Here is a 16,836-nt window from a genome sequence, read left to right as displayed (position 1 = left end):
TTACTTAACTGAAGGTAAGACCCAATCACTTCTGGGGAAATGACAAGTATAACCATTCGGTGTATTTTGTAGATAATCTTGATGTTCTATTTCGGCTTCCCAAAAGTCTCCTACAGGAACTAACTCCGTAACTACAGGCCCAGGCCATAAGCCTGATGCATCAACATCGATGATTGTTTGCATCGCTATAGTATTTTGCTCAGCTGAACAGTAATAAATCGCTGAACGATATGAAGCCCCTAGGTCGTTCCCTTGTTGATTTTTTGTTGTTGGATCATGGATCTGAAAAAACAATTCAAGGATACTGCGAAAACTGACCACATCAGTATTGAATGATATCTCTATGCCTTCTGCGTGATTACCATGATTACGATAAGTAGCATTGATAACGTCACCACCGGTATAACCCACTCGGGTTGACGTGACTCCAGGAAGTTTACGTATAAGATCTTGCATTCCCCAGAAGCAACCGCCAGCCAAAATTGTACGTTCAATTGTCATATTGATAAATCCTCTACTTGGTCAATGTAATCACCATAGCCGTTGCTGACCATCTCATCACGATGGATAAAACGAAGTGATGCTGAATTAATACAGTAACGTAACCCACCTTTACTTGTTGGTCCATCTTTAAATACATGCCCTAAATGACTATCACCATGGCTTGAACGGACTTCGGTTCGAACCATTCCATGGCTGTTATCGCTCAGTTCTTGTATGTTTTTTGACATTATTGGTTTGGTAAAGCTTGGCCAGCCACAGCCAGATTCATATTTATCTGATGAAGCAAAAAGTGGCTCTCCTGAAACGATATCTACATAAATACCAGGTGAAGTATTATTAAGATGTTCACCACTACCAGCTCGTTCTGTGCCACTTTCTTGTGTCACTCGATATTGTTCTTTGGTTAGTGCGGAAATTACATGGGTAGATTTATGATATTTTGTCATAATTTTATCTCATAGTCAGAATGGGTAAAATAACAATTATTCATTAAATTCACTCACAATAAGAGCGAATCTTTTTGAGCTTATAATGAATAATTGCCGCGCCTATATGACCAATTAGCAAAAGTGGAAGTAATATATCTGAAGCTATATCTCGATGATAATTAGCAAAAGGTTCAATAAAAGTAATCATTAACATATCGAATTTTTGTAGCACTGTCTGTTCAATATATTCAAATCTGAAAAAGCCAGGTAAATTAAAAGCTCCTAATACCGGAATATCGAAGCCAGTGCCAAGGTAAGCACTGACTGGCAGAGAAATCAGCATAAAATACAAAGCATAATGTATTATTCTAGCGAGCGTTGTTTTCGCCGTAGTTATTATTACCGGTGCAGCACTATCTTTGCTTGTAGATAAACGATAATACAATGTGAACATGACAATACTGAGTATAAGTATCAATAAACCAACATTGATATGAACAACGAGTAGAGTCCAATTAGCAACTTCAGTTTGCGTGGTATACCAATAACGATAATAAGCTGTTGAATATGCCACCATAACACTAACCACAATGCTCCAATGTAATATTCTAATAATCACTCGTTGTACCCTGCATTGTTCACCAACACTGTTATTTTGAAGCGCCGTTTAACACTTCTCTATCTTCACCTCCAAGCGGAGTATGACAGCCTAAGCACATCTCTGAACGGCCAGATAAATCTACGCCTTGATAGTTAATGATACTACCATCAGCATAATACTCAGCCCAAAACCAATTACTGTTAGATGAGTCGTAGCCGTTTTCACGCTGAAACATAATCGTAAGCGCTACATAATTATCGGCTTGATCATCGCTATAAACTTTATGCGGTGTAAGTTCTTCTTTAGCACCGTAGTTGTGCTTAACGATCAATTTTCCTTTTTGACCATCTATTTCAGCGTTAGTTGAGATAACTTCTTGGATACTGCCATGTGGTCGGTTTCCTACAAAAGGGTAACTTCGTATACGCCCATCACCTACCAGTTTGTTGTTAACCATGTATTGCCATACTTTAGCTGCATATTCATTATCGACCGCTTTTCCTGATGATGTTGCGGCTGTTTCGGCCATAGTATGAAAAGGCAGTAGGAATAGTATGACGACAGCAATTTTTAATCGATTTAAGGTGTTGGTTGAAAATTTAAGCATATTTTTCTCCGGTAAAGATTATACCAAATTGATTAAGTTCTTTCCCTGTCAGCTAGAATTAAAAGGCTTAGAGGCAAGGCATTGATTGCAGAGAATGGTCATTCCCTTCTCAAAATCAATAACGTAACATCTAGACCTTTTAAACTCGCCCTTTGGGAACTCATTGGTAAACTGATAACATCACAAAATTAGTGAAATATAGAATTACTATGTTTAACAAATTTTGTTTGTTCTAAGCTCACCAATGTAGTTCTGACTAGGGAAGAAATTTAATCAAATTGGTATTACTTATAAAGCTATAAAAATTAGTCGTTTTATCATTCGACTTTAATAGGAAATCAAATGATAAAACGGCGAGCTAACTTATAATTTTCTTATTTAACAGGTTTAAGACTGTCAAAATGGCCACCACCCGCTTTCATTTTCATGCCTTTACCCTGACTTAATACCGGGTAATATTGAGTAAAAACAAAGTCATCTGCCGCAGCACCTGCATGACATGAATTACAAGACTTTGAAGGGAATGCTTTTGCTGTTTTTGACAACGTTTTATGATCCGCACTTGAAAAACTAAAATATGCCCAGTTTCCTGGTTCATCTTTAAAGTGTTTTTTACTTTTAATTGTCGCTTCAAGACCGATAAAGTCGCCCATAAAATAGCCATTACCGCTAACAGCAGACTTGGAACCAACAGAAACTAGCTCTTTAATGATGATAGTACCATCACGAAATTCACCCTTGTTTTTCCAATGTTTCCAGCTCTTAGGGTCAATATAAACATTATGAAGTTCAGGAAATGCCGCTTTCCCGTTATTCATGTCGTTGGGTGTCACGGGTGTGCCAACGTAGATCCATTCTCGATAGCCCGTTGGACGTTCAAGTTCACCGTTTTTCATTACAAACGCTTCATTTGCATAAGTGAATCCTGAAAAAATGACTTGCACAAACAGGAACGATATTGCTATTAATACTTTATTCGCTTTCATAATATACTCTGCTTTAATTCGTAAAAAACAACTATAGCAGCCATTACTATTAACCCTTGGTATCTGAAATGCTCAAAAACGTCGCTCATCAACTCAAATGTCCAACATCAGAATTTAATGTACTTGATGATGTCATCGATACGCTTCGTTTTCGTGGCAGTATATTCTTTCATTCGAGTCTTGCTGCTCCGTGGGGTATGTCATTATCATCGATTGAAATGCCAAGATTTCATATTGCCTTGGAAGGCGATTTTTATGTTGGGGCAGGATCCAGCAATATTAATGTAAATCCAATGGATATCGTCATGATCCCAGGCGGAGACATGCATTGGATAGCAGATGAAATTGAAAGCGAACGGGTGCCTTGTGAACAAGCGGGGGATGCCTGCGCTTTAGGTATGCCACTTTTTCAACAAGGTGAAATCACCAATAAGATTATGTGTGGAATAGTTGAATACGATGAAGCTATTGAACACCCTATTCTCAGCGCCTTACCCTCCATAATTCAACTTTCCAATATTCAATCGAATGATAATATTTGGATGACAGTAAAATTAATTGATGCGGAAATAATCAGAACAAATAATAAGAAGAATAGTATTATCGACCGTTTAACTGAAGTGTTATTTATTCAGTTACTGAACAGCTTTATTGAGAAAAATGAGCACCTAACGGGTTTCTTATCAGCACTTAAAGAGCCTCGTTTGAATAAAATATTACAGCTCATCCATCAGCACCCTGAAAGACAATGGACACTAGATATTATTAGTGATGTGGTTGGTATGTCTCGTGCGACCTTACAGCGTAAATTCAAAGCTGCCATCGGTGTTTCTCCAATGGTTTATATAAGCCGTTGGCGTATGGCCAAAGCTTATCAATTATTAAAACATTCCAATTTATCACTTGAAGGAATTGCTGATGTCATAGGATTTTCTGACGCTCGCACACTTTCACATGCCTTCAAAGATCACTATGGAGATACACCTAGTCAATTCCGTAAAAAATTAGAGAAACTAATATAATAACTAATACTATCTATCTAAAATCTTATTTCGTATAGTTTAAATTCGTATATAACTAGTGAGTACCGTTTGGACGACCAATCTAGTAGCATTGTAGAATGTCATGAATGTGCTTTATCCGTCGATATTTCACTATTGATCGAACGACAAAAAGCGCTTTGTCCACGCTGTGGTTTTTTATTATCCTCAAAACATCATAATGCCCTTGATAGAATACTGGCGTATTCTATATCTGCCATATTTTTCTTATTATTATCATTACCTTTTGAATTTTTAGCATTTCAGTCCAATGGAATTGAACGAAAAATTGATATTCTGGCAAGTTTAACTATTTTGAACAACAATAATTATCACGTTTTAGCTGTACTTGAAGTACTGACAATATTTGTAATACCGGCACTCATATTGTTTTCATTGATTTACCTAACCATTGCATTACGAAAAGGAATTTACCCTCGAGCTGGTCAGTATCTTTTAAAACTCACCTATAAATTATTACCTTGGAGTATGGTGGAGATATTTGTTGTTGGCGTTTTAGTGAGTTTAATTAAAATCATTTCATTGGCTGACATTGGTCTTGGTCCATCATTTTATGCTTACATATTGTTTTCCTTAGCAATGACAGCTGCAGTGTTGCATATGGATAAACATCAATTGAATCAATTGTTGAATTATTGTAAATCAAATCAAGCGACACAAAAAAAACAGATAAAACCTACAAAACTTAAAGACGTAACGCCACGCAATCATTTGAGCCTAGCTTTAAAAAAGAGAATAAGTGTTCAAAAAACCTGGGCCTTACTGATAACGTCTATCGTCTTTTATATTCCGGCTAATATTTTACCTATTATGAATACTCGATTTTTAGGACAAGATGAACCGAGTACTATCTTAGGAGGCGTTATTTTATTATGGGAAATGGGTTCCTATCCAATTGCTGCTGTTATTTTTGTCGCTAGTGTTGCAGTACCTATGGCAAAAATGTTGGTTTTGGTATGGTTAAATTATAGTGTTCAGCACCAACATAGTAGCTTTTCTAAAGAGCGCGTGAAACTTTATCGGTTAGCTGAGTTTGTCGGACGATGGTCTATGGTTGATGTTTATGTGGTGATCATTCTGGTTACACTTATTCAACTAGGCAATACTATGAGTATTTATCCAGGTGGGGCAGCATTAGCTTTTTCTGGTGTAGTGATCACGACCATGCTGGCGGCGATGAGTTTTGAACCGCAATTCATTTGGCAAACAAAAAACAATTTATATAGTGAAGAGTGTAATGACCAATAACGAATATACCGATATATCTAATAAAGAGACTGATGTAAGCCCAGCAAATATTGAACAATTAAAGTCGGTATCTATGATTTGGTTTGTACCCTTTGTTGCTTTGTTAATTGGCGCTTGGATGATTTATTATCAGTGGAGTAATGAAGGTCCAGTAATCACCATCGCGTTCGATTCTGCTGAAGGTATGGAGATAGGTAAGACTAAAATAAAATCCTATAATGTCGACATTGGTGAAGTATCTAATATCGTACTTAACGAAAATGCTGATGGCGTTATTGTAACGGCAAGAATGACAAAAAACGCAGAAAAGTTACTTAATAAAAATAGTGATTTTTGGCTAGTATCACCAGAAATATCACATACCGGAATTTCTGGTTTAAGTACTTTGATATCAGGCGTGTATATTGAATTTTATCCCTCTTCTATTCATGAAGAAGAAGTAGATGAGTTAACATCAGAGTTTATTGCGCTAAAAGATCCACCAGTAACTCCTCCCGGAGCACCTGGTTTACATTTAACGTTAAACAGTAACGACCAGTTTGCTTACTCAAAAGGTGACCCAATCATATATAAAGGCTTAACGGTTGGTCAGTTTGAGCACATTCACTTTAACTTTGAAGAACGTGTAGTTTATTACAATGCTTTTATTAAAGCGCCGTATCATCAATTAGTCACCACCAACACTAAGTTTTGGGATGTTAGTGGTTTACGGATGGACTTAACGGCCGATGGTTTATCAATACAAACCGGTAACATAGAAACCATGCTAACTAATGGGGTTACTTTTGATGTACCCAAAGGCATGGAAAATGGCGAAGAAATTACCGAACGATCGTACTTTGATATCTATGCCAATTATAAGGAGGCTGACGATGAACGTTATAAATACTCTGTTGAATACATTGTTTTGGTCAGTAATACCATACGCGGTTTGAGTGTTGGCGCCCCTGTTGAATATCGAGGAGTATTAATAGGGCATGTTAAATCTATTAACCTACTAGCACAAAGAAATAGCGATAGACCTCAAATTTTTGATGAAGACATAAAAATACCAATTTTAATAAGTTTACAACCCGGAAGAGTTGGCTTACCCGATAATGAAATGGGTGTAAGCCTTATGAAACAGCAGCATCAGTTATGGATTAAAGACGGTTTAAGAGCGAGTTTAAAAACGGGTAGTTTACTGACAGGTAGTTTGTTTATTGATTTTCAGCACTATTCTGATTTGAATAATGAGGAGGAAAATACACAAAGAACTGATTTTGAAAATAGCCAATATGGTGAATATACGATCATCCCTAGTGTTGATGATGAGTTTTCACAAATTACCGCGAAGGCAAGCCAGTTCATCGATAATCTTATTGCTCTACCATTAGAGAAAATTTCTGGTAATACTAACGAACTTATTACTGAATTCACCCAAACAGCAAAATCATTTCAAAGTGTTAGTGATAATTTATCAGGCGTACTTGATGGTGTGAATCAGCAGCAATTGACTCAGGAATTGAGAACTACCCTGCAAAGCTATACAAAATTAAGTAAAGATCTCTCTGCTGGTTCTAAAGGGTATGAAGATCTTCGTCAAACATTATCGGCATTAACTAAGGTCATGAACGAATTACAGCCACTTCTTAATCAATTAAAACACCAACCTAACGGCTTAATATTTGAATCAGGTAAAGTTGATGCGATTGAACCTAAAAAATATACCCCTAATAAGAAGGCAGGATGAACTCAATGAAAACACGACCCCCCATTTTTATCAGGCATTTTTCAATACTCGCTTTATCAACATTGGTTGTTTTTCTAAGTAGTTGTAGCTCAAATTCAGAAATTCCCTTGGAAACAAATTACTATTTACTTAATAGCCAACACTTAGCTAAAAATTCGGTAAATATTAACAAAACAGTTATTGTAGAAGTGTTAGAACTTCCGGCTTATCTAGACCAACCACAATTAGTAATGCAGCTAAATATACATCAATTACATTATGCTCGTTTTGATGTGTGGGCAGAGCCGCTGCAAGCTGGTTTTACCAAAGCGTTAATTAATGACTTAAACTTAAATAATAACAGTATTCAATTTGTTACTGATGAATTAAAGTCGAACAAAAAAAGTACTGATAAGTTAATTGTGAGAATTGATTATTTTCACCCCAGCACAGCTTCAAAGGTAGTATTATCTGGCGTATTTTGGATAGAGAATAATAAGGTCCAAAACATAATACAGCAGCATTTTTCCTTCGAATTATTATTAAATGAAGATGGCTACACTCACGCAGTTGCCCAAATGCGACGATTGGTGTCGATGATGTCAGCGTCAGTTATATTGGAGAACTATGACGTAGTGAGATAGAACTAATAAATTGATGTCTGCTATATGATCGAAAAGCTGACGTTTGATTTTGTTGCGGTCTTCTTCCGCTAGGCGCAGCAAGGGAACATTAGCACCAAGATTTATTGGTGCTAAAAAGCTATGACGTTTGAAGGGTTTTCTTTGACCGTCACTTTTGCCACAAACCCACCATTTTATGAATGAAAAAACGAGCTCAGAATGGGCTATTTAAATACGAAAGCGAACGTAAAGAAGCAAGCCCTTATCAAGGCTTTGCTTCAACCATCAAATGATAACTTACATTACATCAATCATCGTCATCACCACGATATTCATCATTATTTTGATTCATACTATCACTACGATTTCTCAATCCATTTTTGAATGCAGTTTGACATCAGTACAATTTATAAACACGTCGATATCCATCAATTAGGTAGATTTTACTAAAATTATGCACTAATTTTAGAGAATCATAGGCTCCCCGATATGAATCAACGTCGGCCATGCAATAAGTATTAAAGAGTGCCAGCCAATATTCATCTACATCACCATTGGCATTGCATTTTTGATTCTTGATGCTGATCCGGTTTTCTAAAAGGAATTGGGTGTTTTCCTGAATGTTTGTCGAAGCAAATTTAGTGGCAATTGACTGAACCACTTTTTTCTTTGGCGGGTATTGACACTTATATAAATTGATTGATACCACATAACCTAAAATGTCTATCACTGAGTCATGTGTCTTGGTCGCAATCATGTTGAGAATTATTCGGGTCAGTTCTTTTTTAAATTCATTGATCCCCTTAATTGGGCTGGGAATAACAAGATGAATCCATCGGTTTTTAGGAATTAGGTTGCCTATTTCTTCATTTAACTGTTCGACGATATTTGAGATTGGCACATCATCTGCCAACCTTGAACGTCGTTTTCCATTTTCATTTATGTGCTCAACCAGTTTGGTAACTTCTACGGCAATTCTCCGGTCATTTAGTAGTAAATAACCGTCTGGCGGATCTTCGCCATCGATATATTTACCACCGAATTTAGACGCTAGGGTCGCAAGAACATATTCTTCATCTGGTCTCATGATTTATCCTTAAAGCATATCCGTACATTATCTAGACAGTACTGCAATGGATATTTTAACTGTTAACTAGTCTTTAATTCATGTGCGTGAATTTCAAATGTTTAACTACCATAATGGCATGCTTTCGTGATCAAATTAGCTCTATAACTGGACTAACAACTCACGCATTAATATACAAAACCAATCAATTCATATTGTTAGTATAGGATATTGGGGCGTTTTTTCGTGTAGTGCTTATCTGTTTGGTTGGTAATAGTGAACAATGCCTCTCTGGCTACCTCCCACACCACCCTTTCTTATTAGGTATTGCTGGGTTTAGGAGAACCAAATATGAGGGCATGTTAAATAGGTAAGCACATGGACAATATAGTCAATAGCAACAATATTTATTGGTGCTAAAAAACTACGCCGTTTGAGGAATTTGGTTAAACCGTCACTTTTGCCACATTACGGTTATAAACAATAAGCTAAATTTACCTTATCTTTTTTGTAGCTTATGGGGAAAAGCGGACTTTAGCAAAATAATTTTTAAGTGGCCGTCTAACGAAAAAGAAAACTTTTTTATCAATGGGTAATGACTACCCATCTCATCTGTAGAAAGAATATTAAGGTAATATGGTGATGTTTTTATTGGCTAAACTTTCATTTTGAAATCGTTCAAATGTTTTTTCGATGACCCCTTCTTGATGCAATTTTGTTAAGGCATGACTTAATTCTTTAAGGTAACTTTTATTTTTTATATGCAAATAGTGATAACTATTGAAGGATAATTCTTTTAGTTTCTTTACATAGATGTGAGTATCAAACTTAATTTTTCTTAGTATTTCAATATTGACGTTATAGGATACCATGACGTCAATAAAACCTTCTGCCATCGCCCTATAAAGGCCTGTCTTTGAGTTAAATTCTCTACAATTCAGTTTTTGTTCTATACAAAAAGCTTTCGCATATTGAAAATGATGGAGGTAACCAATAGTTGTATGTCGATAAGACTGACAAGATGCGATTTTATGACAAACAATAAATGCGTAAGCCTTGATTAATTCTGGCTCTAATCTGATCAAGTTTGGGTCTGCATCTCCTATATCGCGATACCTTGCGAGCACAGCATCTATTTTACCTTGTTGCAACAAAACAGACTCACGCTGTCTGTTTGTGTGTAAAAATTCTATCTGGTAATTTGCTCGTCCGTATAAGTTTGCAATGATCTCTTTCATCAGGATGACAGACTTTGTTTTTTCACCTGAACTGGCTGAATTGATTTTGAATGATGGGATTTCAGCTGCGCTAATATGGACCACCAAAAACTGAACCAAGGCTAATACAACAAATAGAACTCTTTGCATGATTACGGGTAACAATTGATTTTCAGGTAATTTCACTTTAGCAAATAAAAAATTACTGTCAACGGAAATAGTTTGGCCTGCCTATAGAGATTTTGATAAAACGTGTAATGGTATAGTTAAGGACTATATACCGCAGGGAACGGCAAAAATTAGGCTTGAAAATTCTAAGGCGCATGTGCCCCATTGCAAAATGGGTAAACCGCCACTAATAGCGTTAAGAAATCATAAGGTAATCATTGATGCTAACGACTCTATTGTAGTAACTGTTGCCATTGAACAATCGAAATTTGTTGAATACTTATTAATAAACACTCTTGCAAATTAACCTTTAACTGCATTCTGCTTAATCATATTACCTCTATTATTGCTTTATCTGATAACCACTTTTAAATATCCAGGCAACGGCTAATAAACAAAAAGCTAAAAGCCGCTCATCACACATAAGCTTGTTATTAAACTTACGTCAGCCACTTCATAAAAACTCCATCGAAAGCCACTAATTAAATAAAATACGGGGTTAAATTGCGTTACCGTTTGCCAAAATGGCGGTAACATACTGACGGAGTAAAAGGTACCTCCTAAGAAAACAAGTGGGGTGATGACAATAAGTGGTATCACTTGTAGCTTTTCAAAGTTGTCTGCCCAAATGCCAATAATAAAACCAAATAAACTAAAAGTTATGGCAGTCATCACTAAAAAGAATAACATCCAAAATGGATGTGCTATTTCAAGGGGGACAAACAAATGCGCTGTTGCTAAAATAATTAACGCTAACAAAATCGATTTAGTCGCTGCAGCGCCCACATAACCTAGCAATACTTCAAAAGAAGATATTGGAGCAGAAAGTAATTCGTAAATAGTGCCAGTGAACTTAGGAAAATATATACCAAATGACGCATTAGAAATACTTTGTGTTAATAGCGATAACATAATTAAGCCCGGTACAATAAAAGCACCGTAACTAACACCATCTATTTCAGTAATACGAGAACCAATCGCAGAGCCAAAAACAATAAAATAAAGTGATGTTGAAATCACTGGAGAGATAATACTTTGAAAAATAGTGCGTTTTGTACGCGCCATTTCAAATTTATAAATGGCCGAAACAGCGTAACGATTCATGTTGATTCCCTTACTAACGAGACAAATATATCTTCCAACGAGCTTTGATCTGTTTTGATATCTTTAAACCCAATACTTGCTGCGGACAACTGCTGAAGTAAAGCAGAAATCCCAGTGTGCTCTTCAGTGGTGTCATAACTATAAATTAATTGCTGTCCATCATTTTTAATCTGTAAATTAAAATCAGCCATATTTGCAGGTATTTCAGTTAATGGCTCTTTTAAATCGAGAATCAATTGCTTTTTACCTAGTTGATTCATTAAAGCTGTTTTATCTTCAACCAAAATAAGTTGACCATTTTTAATGACACCAATTCGGTCTGCTATTTCTTCCGCTTCTTCAATATAATGTGTGGTTAAAATAATAGTCACACCATCGTTTCGTAATTGTCGTACCAATTGCCACATGTCTTTGCGCAACTCTACATCAACGCCAGCAGTAGGCTCATCTAAAAATAAAATAGAAGGTTCATGAGAGAGTGCTTTAGCAATCATCACTCTGCGTTTCATACCACCAGATAACTCCATCATGCGATTGTCTTTTTTATCCCAAAGGGACAATGATTTAAGTGTTTTCTCAATAAAAGCAGGATTCGATTTTTTACCAAATAATCCACGACTAAATGAAACCGTCGCCCATACTGTTTCAAAAGCATCGGTGGTTAACTCTTGCGGCACTAAACCAATAAGTTCACGCGTATGTCGGTAACCTGAGACAATATCTTTACCATCAACAGTGATTTTCCCAGAGGTAGCATCAACAATGCCGCAAATAGTACTAATGAGTGTCGTTTTACCTGCACCATTTGGCCCTAATAAGGCAAAGATTTCAGCGGGTTTTATTAATAAGTTAATATTATTAAGTGCTTGAAAGCCACTAGCATAAACTTTATTAACGTCTGTGATTTGAATAATGGGCTGCAAGATTATTTTCCATCAATATTTTAATAATACTAAGGTATACGACATGCCCTATTGATGGCTAGAAAAATCACTAAATTAACGGCTAAATTTTTATACTCTATATTCATTAATGCCACAGGCTGTGTAAAAACTTCTAGCATCGAATTATTATGCGACGCTACGTAAATTAATAAGTATCTTTACACAAAACTTACTTCAGAATTTAGCTTGAAGCGGGCGTTAGGATTAACGAGTTGCTAGCTTCCGCTATACGCAATATAGCGGTCTGTCATCATAAAGCTGGGGCGCTAACTTCGAAAGCTAACAGCGACAAAATACTCCGTTAATCGCTAATAAAAGCCATTATTAGCGACGTAGAAAAGGACACCCTAGAGCGAATAAAGAGTATTAGATGTTGATAAGCGCACCTTAAAGCGGCACTTAAACATTTGGTTAATATCTTAAAAATTAATTGCTCTCAACGATCGTGGGTATTGTCGTGAATGGCTTGATTCCAAACTCAGGGTAAACTTCACTTGGGAAATAAATCACACCACCTTTTGAAACCATTGACACAGTCTTGATAGCGCGAAGGTCTGTTGTTGGGTCGCCAGGCACTAAGAAAAAGTCAGCCAGTTTTCCGACTTCAATACTGCCAAGTTGATCACCATAGCCTAAATAATTAGCCATGTCATAAGAAGCTCTGCGCAATACTTCAACGTTAGACATACCAATTTTTTTAAATAGTTCTAACTCTCTGTGCAGCTCAAAAGCGCCACCTAGATCGGTACCCGGAACGAGGAAAATTCCCTTTTTATGCATTAATGCGAGTGTCTCAATAATTTTATCAAAAGCCAACTGGTAAGCCTTATCCTCTTCTTGATCAGCAACATTTAATAAACCGACTTTCGCTTGTCTTTGAACTCCGACAGGCATATTGTCGATATAATCTTTTGTGCCAATGCGAGTTTTACCATTTCTGGCCGTTAAGCCAAATTCATGAATGACAATGGTGGGATCAACCGCTATATTTTCTTCGACCATGGTGTTTAAGGTATTCTGTACTTTTTCGCTATTGAGATCCAAGTCGACAAAACGTTTCATTCCCGTAATGCGATAAAGCGTTCGAGTATCTTCATCTCGATCTAGTACCCAGCTGAGCATACCTTGGTTTATGTGGGTGATTTCGTCGTACCCTGCGGCAATCATTTCATCAACTGTTGAGAATGCGGGAATATGTCCTGTTACTCGCATGCCGTGTTTCTTTGCTGCTTTCGCCATGGCTGGCACCCACTCACCATTAATCGAACTGTATATCTTGATTTGGAAATAACCACCTTTTTCACCATACATATTCACAAGATCAACCGCTTCTTGTTCAGTTGAAGCAATTTCTCCAGTGGCAGCTGAAAATTCGCTTTTTCCTTCAATAAAGCCACTTTTAGTAATGCGTGGACCGATGATTTGATTACTTTCAATTTTTTCGATTAAAGGATCTAGTATTTCAATCTCATTACCCATATCTCTAACAGAAGTCACTCCTGCCATCACATTAAGTAGGGCGTCGTTATCGCTCATGTGGCCATGCATTTCATATAATCCTGGGATTAATGTACCGCCATTACCATCAATCAGAATTTCTCCTTCTTTAGGAATATCAACCAATGGCTCGATAGCTGTAATTTTGTCTTTCTCAATCAGCACTGATTGAGAATCAGTAAGTTTCATGTTAACTGGGTCAAATATTCTGACATTGTTAATACGCACGGGTTTCTCATATAGGTGCGTCGTTTTCTTCGCTATTTTTTCAAATCGACTTGCGTTCAAGCTAGCCGCTAAATCGCTTAAGATCTTACTTTGTTGTTCTAATCCTTCACGAATCACAACAGCACGTGGCGACAAATAACCAATCATATGCTGGTTCTCATCAAGTGCTATATAGCTAGGATCCAATTCAATGCCATTGATTGCATAAATAGTCGCATTGACCAACACACCGCTAATACCTTTAAGTTCAACCTTGTCGACTTGGGTGATTGTAAGTTCGCCAGAAGGTAGTGCAGATAATGAGTGGCTTGTCTTTTCTAGTAAGGCTGTAGCGTATATGTAAAGCGCATACGGACTCGCATTTTGCGCAATGTATATAGCGCTGTTATTAAATTTTGCACTGCCTTTTTCAGCTGTACTCTGCCAATACGCCATATTGTCTTGCAAGCTAAACTGTTCATCAACTTCATTACCAAAAACCGTTTTTCCTGTAATGCGCCAATCAATGGGTAAACCTGTATCTGACAACTTCAGAACTTCTTTGCTACTAGAACCACGACCATTATTACTATATGAATAGTCAATAATAATGTTTTCAGCATTGCGATTAACTAACATTCCACCTACATCGGTACCACCTAATATTAATCTAAATTTTTCTTGATTAGGTAGTGCAACTTGTACTGTATTTACTGCCTCATACTGTTGAGAACATCCTAAAGTGGTCATCAGCACGACGACACTAATAATTGATTGGATAGCTTTCATCGGTTTTTGAATTTGCATGGCGATGCCTTTTATTATTTTAGCTTTGAGAACACGAAGAATAGACACTATAAATGATCTATGCAACTGAGTAGTATGAAGCTAACAACTTGCTGTAATGTAAAACTTCTTTGTGGATTTTCAAAGAAAGTGATATTTCTTGTTCAATGGTTTTTAGGCACTAGCTAAATTTAGAAAAATTAATTGAGATTTTTCGGAAAATGCCGTCAGGAAATTACGATAAACCACATAATATTTTAAAATTAATAAAAGCTAACGTGCCATAGTATAAAAGCCCTTCGGACTCAGAAGCTAAAGGACACATTCTTAATTAGTGTCCATTTTTATGGGGCAAGAGCAAGGTGCATAGCTAAGCGATCGTTAGTATGCTTGAGAACTATCGTATTCAATCCGAATGTTTTTGTCAGATTAAAAATTCTAATAAATGTTTAACACTACTATTTTGAAATACATTACTTGGCCAAACTGCATATAGGGGAATCGACTCAACTTGCCAATTTGGTAACAATTCCACCAAGGCATTATTTTCAATTTCTTTTTCGATTAAATAATCAGGAGGCGTTGCTATACCTGCGCCATTGATACAGAGCTGAGTCATAGCTTCAACATTATTTACACTGATATTGCTTTCAAAATCAATGTCACATTTTTCACCCGCAGAATTTACTAACGTTCTGTGATTTGGAAGCATATCTAATTTGATCCAATTCCATGTCGTTAAGTCCTGAGGAGAAATGGGGGGGATATTTTCTTTCCAGTAATCGTAAGAACAAACTAATTTTCTATTAATTTCACCAACCCGTTTTGATTTAAGATTACTGTCATCCATTGACCCCGCCCTAAAAGCTAAATCAATGCCTTGGTGTATAAGATCTTGTCTGTCATCGGTATAAAATAATTTAAAATTCAAAAAAGGATGTAACTTACTAAATTGAGATATTTTTTTGCTTATTTCTGATTTGATTAAAGCTGAAGGTAAGGTGAGGGTTAAAGTTCCTCTTAACTCTTGTTTTTCTATAGCTACTTGATTTAACCCTTGCTGTGCAGCTTGGATCATATTCAAAGCATACTGATACAGTACTCCACCTTCAGAGGTTAATGACAGTTTTCTGGTCGATCTATAAATTAACGCCGTACCAACAGATTTTTCCAATTGAGTCACTTGATAGCTAACAACTGAAGGTGAAAGTTTTAACTCTTTTGCAGCCGCTCGAAACGAACCTTGTTTAATCGTCTCAGCAAAAATAGCCATTGCTCGTAATTCATCTATCATGTGTATCTTTATTAAAGTATTTAGAACAGTGAAGTTTAATTCTAGCACCTTATCTTATTAATAGAATGGATATATAGTTTACAAAAAACTAGAGGTAAAATTATGTCGTTATTGTTCGCAATGTTTTCATTCTCATTGGCTATGTCAATATCTCCTGGGCCTGTGAATATGGTGATATTATCTTCAGGAGCAAATTACGGAGTACGTAAAACGTTTTCATTCGTATCAGGTGGAACGATTGGCTTCACATCACTGTTATTATTTATTGGATTAGGTTTTTATAAAGTTATTGATTTGTATCCATTACTGCTTAAATACTTAGCCATTTCTGGTTCATTATTTATTGTCTATATGGGATATTTAATCGCATCTTCAAAGCCTAAACTAGATATTGATGAACAAAACCTACCCACTTTTATGCAAGGTTTCCTTTTACAATGGTTAAATCCCAAAGCATGGATTGCAAGTGTGTCGGGTGTTTCTTTATTTTCAGTGCCTGAGAATAACCAGGTGTTTTTAACTTTTTTACTTATCTATTTTTTAGTCTGTTATCTATCACTTTTTTCCTGGTCTGTATTAGGAGATAAAGTCACAATACTGTTGAGTAATCAATTAAGGCTAAATCTTTTTAATCAATTAATGGGCGGGTTATTAATTGTGACCGCTTGTTTTTTACTCTATTCACAATTTAATTAAACTCACTACACAGACAAGTGATATATGACCACTTTGTGGTGAAAGTTGAAACGAGTTAGCCCTATTTTGAGTAGGGTATTTTATTACT

16 protein-coding genes are annotated in these 16,836 nt (G+C 36.3%); 5 read left to right on the top strand and 11 right to left on the bottom strand.

What is annotated here, in order from left to right:
• The 5 genes from msrA to CXF79_RS11015 form a co-directional block, all read right to left on the bottom strand.
• On the bottom strand, positions 1-501 hold the full coding sequence (gene msrA, locus CXF79_RS11035; RefSeq protein WP_101154946.1) for a peptide-methionine (S)-S-oxide reductase MsrA: 501 nt from the start codon (positions 499-501) through the stop codon (positions 1-3).
• Positions 498-950, bottom strand: a complete 453-nt coding sequence (gene msrB / locus CXF79_RS11030; RefSeq protein WP_101154945.1) for a peptide-methionine (R)-S-oxide reductase MsrB — start codon at positions 948-950, stop codon at positions 498-500. The genes msrA and msrB overlap by 4 nt, the downstream gene beginning before the upstream one ends.
• Positions 951-999: 49 nt before the next feature.
• The gene (locus CXF79_RS11025; protein WP_101154944.1) at positions 1,000-1,551 is read right to left on the bottom strand and encodes a cytochrome b/b6 domain-containing protein; all 552 of its coding nucleotides are present in this window, start codon (positions 1,549-1,551) and stop codon (positions 1,000-1,002) included.
• Between the two features lie 31 nt (positions 1,552-1,582).
• Positions 1,583-2,140, bottom strand: a complete 558-nt coding sequence (locus tag CXF79_RS11020) for a hypothetical protein (protein WP_101154943.1) — start codon at positions 2,138-2,140, stop codon at positions 1,583-1,585.
• Positions 2,141-2,514: 374 nt separating this feature from the next.
• Positions 2,515-3,126 (bottom strand): cytochrome P460 family protein, encoded by a 612-nt coding sequence (locus CXF79_RS11015; RefSeq protein WP_101154942.1) that lies wholly within the window; start codon positions 3,124-3,126, stop codon positions 2,515-2,517.
• A 68-nt stretch (positions 3,127-3,194) separates the two neighbouring features.
• Between CXF79_RS11015 and CXF79_RS11010 the strand changes: the two genes are divergently transcribed.
• The 4 genes from CXF79_RS11010 (at position 3,195) to CXF79_RS10995 (ending at position 7,790) form a co-directional block, all read left to right on the top strand.
• Complete coding sequence (locus tag CXF79_RS11010; RefSeq protein ID WP_011043862.1) at positions 3,195-4,148, top strand: AraC family transcriptional regulator; 954 nt, start codon at positions 3,195-3,197, stop codon at positions 4,146-4,148.
• 69 nt (positions 4,149-4,217) lie between these two features.
• On the top strand, positions 4,218-5,435 hold the full coding sequence (locus CXF79_RS11005) for a paraquat-inducible protein A (RefSeq protein WP_101154941.1): 1,218 nt from the start codon (positions 4,218-4,220) through the stop codon (positions 5,433-5,435).
• Positions 5,425-7,167 carry an intermembrane transport protein PqiB gene (pqiB, locus tag CXF79_RS11000; protein WP_101154940.1) on the top strand — a complete coding sequence of 581 codons (1,743 nt, stop codon included), beginning with the start codon at positions 5,425-5,427 and terminating at the stop codon, positions 7,165-7,167. The genes CXF79_RS11005 and pqiB overlap by 11 nt, the downstream gene beginning before the upstream one ends.
• A gap of 5 nt (positions 7,168-7,172) precedes the next feature.
• On the top strand, positions 7,173-7,790 hold the full coding sequence (locus CXF79_RS10995) for a PqiC family protein (RefSeq protein WP_157825869.1): 618 nt from the start codon (positions 7,173-7,175) through the stop codon (positions 7,788-7,790).
• Positions 7,791-8,166: 376 nt separating this feature from the next.
• Here CXF79_RS10995 and CXF79_RS10990 read toward each other — a convergent pair whose 3' ends face one another.
• The 6 genes from CXF79_RS10990 to CXF79_RS10965 all read right to left on the bottom strand — a co-directional run bounded on the left by CXF79_RS10990 (position 8,167) and on the right by CXF79_RS10965 (position 16,052).
• On the bottom strand, positions 8,167-8,856 hold the full coding sequence (locus CXF79_RS10990) for a hypothetical protein (RefSeq protein ID WP_011043867.1): 690 nt from the start codon (positions 8,854-8,856) through the stop codon (positions 8,167-8,169).
• A 605-nt stretch (positions 8,857-9,461) separates the two neighbouring features.
• Positions 9,462-10,238 (bottom strand): hypothetical protein, encoded by a 777-nt coding sequence (locus CXF79_RS10985; protein WP_138140291.1) that lies wholly within the window; start codon positions 10,236-10,238, stop codon positions 9,462-9,464.
• A 384-nt stretch (positions 10,239-10,622) separates the two neighbouring features.
• A complete protein-coding gene (locus CXF79_RS10980; protein ID WP_198560057.1) occupies positions 10,623-11,324 on the bottom strand; it encodes an ABC transporter permease in 702 nt (233 codons plus the stop codon).
• Positions 11,321-12,247, bottom strand: coding sequence for an ABC transporter ATP-binding protein (locus CXF79_RS10975; RefSeq protein WP_011043871.1), 927 nt, complete (start codon positions 12,245-12,247; stop codon positions 11,321-11,323). Before CXF79_RS10975 ends, CXF79_RS10980 begins: the two co-directional genes overlap by 4 nt.
• Before the next feature lie 447 nt (positions 12,248-12,694).
• The gene (locus tag CXF79_RS10970; RefSeq protein ID WP_101154938.1) at positions 12,695-14,779 is read right to left on the bottom strand and encodes an amidohydrolase family protein; all 2,085 of its coding nucleotides are present in this window, start codon (positions 14,777-14,779) and stop codon (positions 12,695-12,697) included.
• A gap of 403 nt (positions 14,780-15,182) precedes the next feature.
• Positions 15,183-16,052, bottom strand: a complete 870-nt coding sequence (locus CXF79_RS10965) for a LysR family transcriptional regulator (RefSeq protein WP_101154937.1) — start codon at positions 16,050-16,052, stop codon at positions 15,183-15,185.
• A 102-nt stretch (positions 16,053-16,154) separates the two neighbouring features.
• On the opposite strand from CXF79_RS10965, the gene CXF79_RS10960 reads away from it, so the two are divergent.
• Positions 16,155-16,748: a LysE family translocator gene (locus CXF79_RS10960; protein WP_101154936.1), complete on the top strand. Its 594-nt coding sequence runs from the start codon at positions 16,155-16,157 to the stop codon at positions 16,746-16,748.
• Positions 16,749-16,836 lie beyond the last annotated feature (88 nt).

This window comes from Colwellia sp. Bg11-28, from assembly GCF_002836245.1.
Lineage (GTDB): Bacteria > Pseudomonadota > Gammaproteobacteria > Enterobacterales > Alteromonadaceae > Colwellia > Colwellia psychrerythraea_A.
Note: the sequence above shows the minus strand (reverse complement) of the source record. Positions and strands in the feature narration are given on the sequence as shown.